This is a genomic window from Erwinia sp. PME.40.26/001 (assembly GCF_055556675.1).
Map to the genome: position 1 here is coordinate 1 of NZ_JBVHNP010000144.1, position 275 is coordinate 275.

General features: G+C 65.5%; 1 protein-coding gene. It reads right to left on the reverse strand.

The window, feature by feature from the left end:
• Positions 1–61: 61 nt before the first annotated feature.
• On the reverse strand, positions 62–275 hold a 214-nt coding region (locus ACZ3HG_RS23585; RefSeq protein ID WP_465334782.1), incomplete at its 5' end, for a response regulator.

The following is a 275-nucleotide window of genomic DNA, read 5'->3' on the forward strand; positions in this document are numbered from 1 at the left end:
TCCTGAGCTTGTCGAAGGACGAGGCCGAGCCGAGCATCGCGCCGCTGATTGGCCGTCCGGTTCAGCCCAGCAGCGTCTGCTTCACCCGTTCGGCCAGCACCTTGATGTCGATCGGTTTGGCCACGAAGGTGATGTCGCTCTCGCCCTCCAGGAGGTCGGAGAACTCGGCCTCCGCATAGCCCGAGATGAACATCACCTTGGCGTCGCCGAGGAAGGGCCGCGCCTTTTTCAGCAGGGCGGGGCCGTCGAGGCCCGGCATCACCACGTCCGAGATC